The organism is Streptomyces sp. NRRL WC-3549, from assembly GCF_000721935.1.
In the GTDB taxonomy this organism is placed as follows: Bacteria; Actinomycetota; Actinomycetes; order Streptomycetales; family Streptomycetaceae; genus Streptomyces.
Map to the genome: position 1 here is coordinate 3798 of NZ_KL585447.1, position 7080 is coordinate 10877.

Here is a 7080-nt window from a genome sequence, read left to right on the forward strand (position 1 = left end):
CGAACGAGATCGCCGTGATGGGCGCGGAGGGCGCGGCCAACGTGATCTTCCGCCGCCAGATCGCCGAGGCCGACGACCCCGAGGCCGAGCGTGCCGAGCTGGTCAAGGCGTACAAGGCGGAGCTGATGCACCCGTACTACGCGGCCGAACGCGGCCTGGTCGACGACGTCATCGATCCCGCCCGGACCCGCGAGGTGCTGATCGGCTCACTGGCGATGCTGCGGAACAAGCACGTCGACCGCCCGGCCCGCAAACACGGCAATCCCCCTCAGTGACGGAGGTCCCACCCCATGACCACCCCGTGCATACGCATCGAGAAGGGTGCGGCCACACCCGAGGAACTCGCCGCCCTGACCGTCCTGTTCCTCACCCGCGCCCCCGCGGCCACCGCCGCGGCCGAAACCCGCCGCCCCGGCTCCACGACCGCCTGGCGCCCCGATCCCTTCCACGCCCCGCACAGCTGGCAGGCGCCGTGAACGACCGCGCCGAGCCCCCCGGAGCCGGCCCGGTGCGCGGCGCGGGGTGACGGGCCGTCCTCGGCCCTCCGGTCAGGGGGTCGCCGAGGACACCACGTACACGACGGGGGACGCCGGATCGGTCATGTTGACGGTGATGTCCTGGGTGGGCCGCGGGTCCTCGTTCCGGTGGACCGTGCCCGCCCAGTCGACGCCCGGCCCGAAGACCCAACCGGTGATCTTGACGTCCCGCTCGCTGATGGTGACCTTGCCCGTCTCCAGGGCGGCCCGGCCGGTGCCGACGCCGCTCAGGAACCGGTCCAGCCCGGCCGAGGTGGTGCGGAACTTCAGGTACATGCGGCTGGCTTTCCAGTTGTTCGTCTCGTAGTACTGGACGCCGACCGCGTTGCCGGGCACCGGCAGCTCGAAGATCCTGCGCTGCATCCCGGACGGCCAGTCCTCACGCAGCCCCTGGGCCGAGGCCTCGGCCTCCTTGTCCATCCCGGAGCGGCGGCTCTGCGACGCGGAGATCACCAGGTAACCGGCCGGGACGCCGATGAGCAGCACGATGATGGTGAGGGTGATCAGCCGGCGCCGGAACACCCGCCGCCGGTCCTCCGGCGGGGTGCCGTCGCCGCCCGGGGAACCACCGCCGGGGCCACCGGAGGAGCCTCCGGAAGACCCGTCGGACGAGTCGCCGGCGGGGCCGTCGAAGGAGGCGTCCTCGTCGCCGCCGGGCCCCGGGGACCCGGAGGACGGGGGCTGGCACGGCACGACGCGGTGCCCGGCTGCGGCGGTCATGGTCGGTGGTACCCCTCGGAGCTGCGGTGCGGAGTGCGGATGGCCGGGTGGGACGGGCAGGGCTGCGGCTCAGTCGGCGGCACGGGTGCCGTTCCGGGTGTTGCGGAGCGTGCTCGCGGCCTGGTCGTAGATCTGCGCGTAACGCTCGTAGCGCTCGACCCGGCGGCGGTTGGTACGGCGGAACCTGCGCGCGACCAGCCGCGCGAGGTCGGCGGCGCCGACCATACCGGCCTCGGGTCCGAGCTGGGCCTTGGCGATCCGGGCCTCGGGGCGGTAGCCGCGCCCGGTCAGCTGGCGCTTGAAGGCGTCGCGGGCCGGACCGATCAGCAGGTCGTCGGCCGCGCTGACGCCCCCGCCGATGACGAAGCACGAGGGGTCCAGCGCGGCGGCGAGGTTGGCGATGCCGACGCCGAGCCACTGGCCGATGTCCTGGAGGAGTTCGACGCACATCGCGTCGCCCTCGCGCGCCAGCTCGGTGATGAGCGGGCCGGTGATGTCGGGGATGCTGCCCTTGACCCGCTCGATGATGCCGTGGGCGACCGGGGAGTCGGCGGCGGCCAGTTCCTTCGCCTCGCGCACCAGGGCGTTGCCGGAGCTGTACTGCTCCCAGCAGCCGCGGTTCCCGCACGGGCAGCGGTGCCCGCCGGGCACCACCTGCATGTGGCCGAACTCACCGGCGACGCCGTACTTGCCCCGCTTGACGTGCCCGTCCTCCAGGATCGCGCCGCCGATGCCGGTGCCCAGCGTGATCATGACCAGGTGGTCCTCGCCGCGGCCGGCGCCGAAGCGCCACTCGGCCCAGGCGGCCGTGTTGGCGTCGTTGTCCACCATGACGGGGACGACGAGCCGGGAGGCGAGCGCGTCCCTGAGGGGTTCGTCGCGCCAGGCCAGGTGCGGGGCGAACAGCACCTTGGAGCGGTCGGCGTCCACCCAGCCCGCCGCGCCGATGCCGACGGCGTGGACGTCGTGCCGGTCGGAGAGGTCCAGGACCAGCTCGACGATGGTGTCCTCGACCACCTTGGGGCTCTTGGACTTGTCCGGCGTCTCGGTCCGCAGGGTCTCCAGGATGTTGCCGTCGGCGTCGACGACGCCGGCCATCACCTTGGTACCGCCGATGTCGATGCCGACGGTGGGCACTCTGGGTGCCGTGAGGTGTGAACGCCGCTCCCTCGTACCGACGGTCCGCAGGACGGTGGCGCGGGCGGAGCCGCGGTGGGTGAAGTCGCGGTACGTGCTCATCGTCCCTGCGGCAGATCGGGGGGCCGGGAGGTCGTTCCTCCGGCGGCGGACGGCGTCCGCCGCCTTCGATTCTGCCATTCCCGCGCCCCCTGATCCGCTGGACGGTCCCGAGGAGGTGGTGACGGGCCGTGCGCTAAGGGGTGTCGTCGCCCGTCGGACGGCCGCCGAGACGGTCCGGCGCCGGGGCCCGCTCCAGCTCGTGGCTGAGCTCCTCCAGCTCGCTGCCGCCCGCCATCTGGCGGGTCAGTTCGTCGAGGGTGACCTCGGCCTTCAGGTGGCTGCCGGACATCGCACCGCGCTTGAGGAGGACGAAACGGTCCCCGACGAGATACGCGTGGTGCGGGTTGTGCGTGATGAGAACCACGCCGAGACCGGCGTCCCGGGCAGCCGCCACGTACTTGAGCACGACACCGGACTGCTTGACGCCGAGCGCCGCCGTCGGCTCGTCCAGCACGAGGACCTTGGCCCCGAAGTACACCGCACGGGCGATGGCCACGCACTGGCGCTCCCCGCCCGACAGGGTGCCGATCGGCTGGTCGACGTCGCGCAGGTCGATGCCCATGCGCAGCAGTTCCCTGCGGGTGGTCTCCCGCATCAGGGCCACGTCGAGGCGCTTGAAGGGGCCCGTCCCCCTCGTCGGCTCCGAGCCGAGGAAGAAGTTGCGCCAGACCGGCATCAGCGGCACGACGGCCAGGTCCTGGTAGACCGTGGCGATGCCCCGGTCCAGGGCGTCGCGCGGGTTGGCGAGCACGGTCTCCTCGCCCTCGACCCTGAACGTCCCGGCGTCGTGCTGGTGCAGCCCCGAAATGATCTTGATCAGGGTCGACTTGCCCGCGCCGTTGTCGCCGAGGACACAGGAGATCTCACCGGCGTGCACCTCCAGCGAGACGTCCGTCAGGGCCTTGATGTTGCCGTAGAACTTGCTGACGTGGTCGAGCTCGACGAGAGCCCGGCGCTCCCCGTCCTCGGTGGCCCGGTCCTGGGCGGCCGTCATGTCGTCGCCTCCGCGCGCTTGCGTACCCATGCGTTGAGCAGGGTGGCCAGGAGCAGCATCGCTCCCAGGAAGAACTTGAACCAGTCGGGGTCCCACTCCGCGTAGACGATCCCCTTGCTGGTCATGCCGAAGATGACCGCGCCGACCGCGGACCCGACGGCCGAGCCGTAGCCGCCGGTGATCAGGCAGCCGCCGATGACGGCCGCGATGATGTACGTCAGCTCGTTGCCGACGCCCTCGCCGGACTGCACCACGTCGTAGGAGAACAGCAGGTGCTGGCCGGAGACCCAGGCGGCGAAGGCCACGCCCAGGTAGAGCCCGATCTTGGTGCGGATGACCGGGACACCGACCGCGCGGGCGGCGTCGGCCTCGCCGCCGACGGCGAAGATCCAGTTGCCGAAGCGGGTGCGGATCAGGATCCAGGTGGCGATCGCGACCAGCACCGCCCACCACAGGATGGTGACCTTCAGCTCGACGTTCCCGAGGGTGAGGTAGGAGGCGAAGACCTTGCGGGCCGACTCGAACCCCTCCATGTCGCCGATGGCCTTGGTCGACACGGTGCCGCTGATCAGCTTGGTGAATCCCAGGTTCAGCCCGGTCAGCATGAGGAACGTGCCGAGCGTGATGATGAAGCTGGGGAGCTTGGTGTGGGTCAGCATGAAGCCGTTGAAGGCCCCGAAACCCAGGGTGACCAGCAGTGACACGAAGACGCCGACCCAGACGTTGGCCGTCATCTGGTAGCTGAACATCGAGGAGACCAGCGCGGAGCTGGTGACCATCACACCGGCGGACAGGTCGAACTCGCCGCCGATCATCAGCAGCGCCACCGGCGCCGCCATGATCCCGATGGTGGAGGCCGCGTAGAGCACCGTGCCGATGCTGGACGTCTGCAGGAAGCTGTCGGCGACGAGCGCGAAGAAGACGAAGACGGCCACGGCTCCGACGACCGAGCCGAGCTCGGGACGGCCGAGGAGCTTGCGCAGGCGTGAGGTGTGCAGGAGTCGTTCGTCGGCGCCCGTGAAAGCCGTGGGGCCTCCGGTGCTCATCGGGTGCCCCGATTCGTGTACTCGGCCAGCTCGTCGGCGTCGTCGGCGGTGATGACCTGCGGACCGGTCAGCACGGGGCGGCCACCGCCGAGCACGTTCTGGTTGAAGCGGTAGAGCCAGAGCAGGTCCACGGCCTCGTACCCCTGGAGGTAGGGCTGCTGGTCGACGGCGAAACCGAGCGTCTTGTCCGCGAGCCCGGTGGCCACGCTCCGGTTGAGGTCGAAGGTGTCGATCTCGGCCTTGCTGCCGGCGGTCTGCTTGGCCTTGACGGCGGCGGCGGCGAAGGGGGCGCCCAGGGTGACGACGGCGTCGATGCCCTTGTCCGAGTCGAGCTTGGCCTCGATGGACGCCTGGACGTCGGGCATGTTGGTGCCGTCGACGTACAGGTTCTGCATCGTGCCGTCGAAGGTCTTCTTCGCTCCGGCGCAGCGCTGCTCGTGGCCGACGTTGCCCTGCTCGTGCAGGACGCAGAGCACCTTCTTGCGGCCCCGGGCGGTGAGCTCGTCCCCGACGGCCTCGCCGGCGATCGACTCGTCCTGGCCGATGTGGGTGAGGGCGCCGAACTGCTTGGACTCGGCCGAGCCGGAGTTCACCGTGATCACGGGGATGCCGGCCTTGACCGCCTTGGCGACGACGGCCTTCATCGAGTCGGGCTTGGCCAGCGAGACGATCAGCCCGTCGACCTTCTTGTCGATCGCGGTCTGGACGAGCTCGGCCTGCTGCTGGCCCTCGTCGTTGTGCATGTAGAGGAAGTTGATGTTGTCCTTGGCGGACGCCTGCTCGGCGCCCTTCTTGACGATGTCCCAGAAGGTGTCGCCGTCGCCCGAGTGGGTGACCATGGCGAACGTCCAGCGGGGTGTGTTCACCGCGGACCGTCCCACGGCGGCCTCCTTGGCCGCGCGCTCTTCCGCCCGCTTGCCGCCGGTGCTGCTGCACCCCATGAGGGAGACTCCCAGCACCGCTGCGAGCACGGCGCCCATCGCGCGTACCCCTGTCCGAACCCTTGCCACGACGCCGTGCCCTTCTTGTGCTGCTCGCTGTGTCTGCCTGGTGAGCCGGGGGCGGTGGACTCCCGGCCCGACCGCCCAAGTATCCCCGAGCCCGTACCGGCGTGGTCCGGCAGGGGCGCGACGGCGGCACCGGGCGCGCCGGCGGCCTCCCCTCGTCGGGCCGCCCGGGAGGCGCGGCGGTGCGACCGAGGAAGCCCCCCGTCGCTTTGCGTGATCCGATCGGCACTCGGCGCGAAGGGGGCGCGGGTCGGCTCAGGGGCGTGCCAGCAGCTGGAACTCGAAGGCGTACCGGGAGGCGCGGTAGACGTGGGAGCCGAATTCGACCGCCCGGCCGCCGGCGTCGAAGGTGGTGCGCTCCATCGTCAGCAGCGGCGCCCCGGGGGGCTCGGTGAGCAGCCCGGCCTCCGCACCGGTGGCGGCCCGCGCGCCGACGGACTGGCGGGCGCTGTGCAGCGTGACGCCCGAGGAGCGCATCATCCGGTACAGCCCGGTCGCCTCCAGCCGCCCGGTGTCCAGGTCGAGCAGGCCGGGGGGCAGGTGGTTGCGGAGCAGGGCCACGGGCTCGCCGTGCGCGAGGCGCAGCCGTTCGACGAGGTGGACGTCGCTGCCCTCGGCGACGCCGAGCGCGGCGGCGGCCTCGGCCGGGGCGGGCTCGACCGTGTTGCGCAGGACCCGGGTGGCGGGGCGCCGGTCCGCGGCTTCCAGGTCGTCGTAGAGGCTGCTCAGTTCCAGCGGGCGCTTGATGCGGCTGTGCACGACCTGGGTGCCGACGCCCCGGCGGCGCACCATCAGTCCTTTGTCGACGAGTGACTGGATCGCCTGGCGGACGGTCGGACGGGACAGGCCGAGCCGTGCGGCGAGCTCCAGCTCGTTGCCGAGGAGGCTGCCGGGTGCGAGGCGGCCCTGCTCGATGGCCGCTTCCAGCTGCTGGGCCAGCTGGTGGTAGAGCGGGACGGGACTGGTGCGGTCCACACCCAGCCCCAGGGCGGCGGAGTCGGCGGTGGGTTTGGGCACGGACGGGAGCGTACCGCGTGGCGGCCGCACCGCACCCGGCTTTTTGTCAGGACATATAGTTGACAGTGCGTCGGGCGGGCGGCACGTTGAGTGCATGCGTATCGGACTCATCGGCACCGGCCGGATCGGCTCCTTCCACGCGGGCGTCCTGGGCCGTCATCCGGACGTCGCCGCCCTGGTGGTGACGGACCCCGACGCGGTCCGCGCGGCCCGGGTCGCCGAGCGGACCGGCGCCGTGGTGGTCGCCTCGGCCGCCGACGTCCTGGCCGCCGGGGTGGACGCGGTGGTCATCACCTCGGCGACCTCGGCGCACGCGGACCTCATCGGCCGGGCGGCGCGGGCGGGTCTGCCCGCCTTCTGCGAGAAGCCGATCGCGCTGGACCTTCCGGGGACCCTGGGCGCGCTGGAGGAGGTCGAGCGGGCGGGCAGTGTGCTCCAGCTCGGTTTCATGCGCCGCTTCGACGCGGGGTACGGCGTGGCGCGGGCGGCGGTGCGCGGTGGGGCCTGTCTCTTATACACAT

8 protein-coding genes and 1 pseudogene are annotated in these 7080 nt (G+C 71.6%); 3 read left to right on the plus strand and 6 right to left on the minus strand.

All coding sequences use genetic code 11. The features are described from left to right. On the plus strand, nucleotides 1–275 hold a 275-nt coding region (locus IH13_RS0134915), incomplete at its 5' end, for a carboxyl transferase domain-containing protein (RefSeq protein ID WP_324605215.1). A gap of 15 nt (nucleotides 276–290) precedes the next feature. Continuing rightward, the gene (locus IH13_RS0134920; protein ID WP_031090999.1) at nucleotides 291–476 is read left to right on the plus strand and encodes an acyl-CoA carboxylase subunit epsilon; all 186 of its coding nucleotides are present in this window, start codon (nucleotides 291–293) and stop codon (nucleotides 474–476) included. A 72-nt stretch (nucleotides 477–548) separates the two neighbouring features. Here the strand turns inward: IH13_RS0134920 and IH13_RS0134925 are convergent, their stop codons facing one another. From IH13_RS0134925 to IH13_RS0134950, 6 genes are all read right to left on the minus strand, one after another. Further along, nucleotides 549–1256 carry a hypothetical protein gene (locus IH13_RS0134925; RefSeq protein ID WP_234433496.1) on the minus strand — a complete coding sequence of 236 codons (708 nt, stop codon included), beginning with the start codon at nucleotides 1254–1256 and terminating at the stop codon, nucleotides 549–551. 69 nt (nucleotides 1257–1325) lie between these two features. Beyond that, nucleotides 1326–2495, minus strand: coding sequence for an ROK family glucokinase (locus IH13_RS0134930; protein ID WP_031091004.1), 1170 nt, complete (start codon nucleotides 2493–2495; stop codon nucleotides 1326–1328). A gap of 133 nt (nucleotides 2496–2628) precedes the next feature. After that, complete coding sequence (locus IH13_RS0134935; protein ID WP_031091006.1) at nucleotides 2629–3489, minus strand: ATP-binding cassette domain-containing protein; 861 nt, start codon at nucleotides 3487–3489, stop codon at nucleotides 2629–2631. Then, complete coding sequence (locus IH13_RS0134940; protein ID WP_031091008.1) at nucleotides 3486–4535, minus strand: ABC transporter permease; 1050 nt, start codon at nucleotides 4533–4535, stop codon at nucleotides 3486–3488. Before IH13_RS0134940 ends, IH13_RS0134935 begins: the two co-directional genes overlap by 4 nt. Further along, nucleotides 4532–5515 carry a substrate-binding domain-containing protein gene (locus IH13_RS0134945; protein ID WP_031091009.1) on the minus strand — a complete coding sequence of 328 codons (984 nt, stop codon included), beginning with the start codon at nucleotides 5513–5515 and terminating at the stop codon, nucleotides 4532–4534. The genes IH13_RS0134940 and IH13_RS0134945 overlap by 4 nt, the downstream gene beginning before the upstream one ends. Before the next feature lie 282 nt (nucleotides 5516–5797). Further along, nucleotides 5798–6559, minus strand: a complete 762-nt coding sequence (locus tag IH13_RS0134950) for a GntR family transcriptional regulator (RefSeq protein ID WP_031091011.1) — start codon at nucleotides 6557–6559, stop codon at nucleotides 5798–5800. A gap of 94 nt (nucleotides 6560–6653) precedes the next feature. Between IH13_RS0134950 and IH13_RS0134955 the strand changes: the two are divergent. Next, nucleotides 6654–7080, plus strand: a pseudogene (locus IH13_RS0134955) (Gfo/Idh/MocA family oxidoreductase); the annotation flags it as partial.